Genomic DNA, 2269 nt, shown 5'->3' with positions numbered 1-2269 from the left:
ACCGAGGCCAGCAACATCTCGGAGTTCAAGACCTACTCCGAGTGCGTCTCCCAGCTGCTCGACAAGAAGGTCGACGCCGTCACCACCGACGACGCGATCCTCAAGGGCTACGCGGCGAACGCGCCGGCGGACCTGCGCGTGGTCGGCAAGCCGTTCAGCACCGAGAAGTACGGCATCGGCGTACCGCTGGCCGACAAGGCCCTGCGTGACAAGGTGAACGCGGGCCTCGAGGCCGCCGGCACCGACGGCACCTGGAAGGCGCTCTACGACGAGACGCTGGGCAAGTCCGGTTCCGCCGGCACCCAGCCGCCGGTCGAGAAGTACTGACCCACCAAAGCCACCGGCCGGTTTCACTCCCCCAGAGCGAACCGGCCGGTGCCGCACCCCAGCGGCGCACTCACGGGAGGACAATTGATGTACAACGTTGCTAGAAGCCGCAGTCTGATGGCACGCGCGCTGTGGGCTGGCCTGCCGTTGCTGCTTATTGCCGGTACGGGTGTATTTGCGCCGTCGGCTGATGCGTCGGTCACAGCGGTATTCAAGACGATCGTGTTGCCTGGGGCTACTTCTGCGGAGGGCATCGCCGCGGGTGAGGGGCGCTACTTTCTACGCCGGGGATCTCTTCACTGGCGACATCTTCCGTGGTGACGTCGAGAAACGCTCGGCGGCTCCGTTCATCGACGCGCCGGCCGGTCGCCAGGCTGTCGGTATGGCCGTCAACACCCGGAACGATCTGCTCTTCGTCGCCGGCGGATTCACCGGGCAAGCCTACGTGTATGACACCGACTCAGGTGCGACCGTGGCCAGCTATCAACTCGGCGACCCTGGAACCTCGCTCATCAACGACGTGGCACTCACTCCCCAGGGCGCCTGGTTCACCGACAGCCTTCATGCCAGACTCCATTTTGTCCCGATCGACCAGTACGGAAACCTCGGACCGTTCAGGACATTGAAGCTGAGCGGGCCGGCCGCCGACACCGGTGACGAATTCAATCTCAACGGCATTGCCGCCACTGAGGACGGGCAGACTCTGATCGTCGCCCACAGCGGCAACGGCGAGCTCTACACCGTCAACCCAGCCAAAGGAACCAGTGCACACATCACCGGTGTCAGCGTACCAACCGTCGACGGCATCGTGCTGGACGACAGCCGGTTGTGGGCAGTGCAAAGCTTCTCCAACCAAATCACCCGAATCGCACTGACCGACGATCTGTCCAGCGGCGTGGTCAAGAAGACCATCACGAACCCTCTCTTCCAGGTCCCAGCAACGGCCGCCCTCTTCGGCGACACCCTCGCGGCCGTCAACGCAAAATTTGACACCGGCGTCCCACCCACCGCAGATCAATACGAAATCGTCCTGGTCGACGCCTGACAAACCCCGGCACCCTGGACCGCGGTTCCCGGTCAAAGGGCACGGATCAGTTCATGGAGGCATGGAAATGACTGGGCGCCAGCACGTCGAGGAGCTGTTCCGACCGGGACGCGAGCACGAGATGCGACATGAACTCGTCCCCGCCCGCGGGCTCCTGGAAGAAGCACTGGCAGCCGCGACGGCGGCAGGTCTACCCCGCAGGCCCCGGTGACGGAGGCGGCGGGATCGGTCCAATACCGGCGGCATACGTACTGAGTGGCTCGCCAGCGACAGCCCAGATCCAAGCGACTACGAAGTACAGAACAATCAGCGAACCCGCGAGACGAACGCCCCGCTCCGAGTGGAAAATGAGAGAACGCATCAACACTCCTTCCGAATTCAGGTCTGCAGGGCGCCTATCCGCCCGGCCAGGGAGGTGGCGGCGGTGGGTTAGTGAAGCCTCCAGCGGCATACCTACGGACTGGACCCTCGCTCAAATAGTTGCCAAAGACACCGATCCACATCGCCGCACAAGTCAGCGTGGCCAGCGCGGCAACCAGGCCTGACCCTGCGAGCGATTTGGGCTGCATGGACATCTAACCGCCTGGTCCAGGACCTGGTGGCGGTGGATTCGGGCCAACGCCGGCAGCGTACGTACTGACCGGCACACCAGATTCAGCGTCGGCGAAGCTCGTCACTGCGCAGAACAACAACACCATCAGCACCCCAGCCAGCCCCCAAGGCCGACTGAAGCAAGTGACACACGAACGCATTACTCCACCTTCCTGGCAACGAAACTTCTCGACCTCGCACCCAGCGTGCGGCTAGCCCGGATCTTTCGTGACTCTGTCGCGGGCGGCGGCTCGCGGCTTGGTGGCCGGTTTCGGGGTTGATTCTTGCAGGTGGGTAGGACAGTGG

General features: G+C 63.7%; 2 protein-coding genes. Both read left to right on the top strand.

Features of this window, described 5'->3' with window-relative positions:
- Nucleotides 1-327: type 2 periplasmic-binding domain-containing protein (locus A3ES_RS0145400; RefSeq protein WP_020393464.1), on the top strand; the 327-nt coding region annotated here is incomplete at its 5' end.
- Between the two features lie 382 nt (nt 328-709).
- A complete protein-coding gene (locus A3ES_RS50800) occupies nt 710-1372 on the top strand; it encodes an NHL repeat-containing protein (RefSeq protein ID WP_337587785.1) in 663 nt (220 codons plus the stop codon).
- Nucleotides 1373-2269: the final 897 nt, after the last annotated feature.

This window comes from Kribbella catacumbae DSM 19601, assembly GCF_000372465.1.
Lineage (GTDB): Bacteria > Actinomycetota > Actinomycetes > Propionibacteriales > Kribbellaceae > Kribbella > Kribbella catacumbae.
Note: the sequence above shows the minus strand (reverse complement) of the source record. Positions and strands in the feature narration are given on the sequence as shown.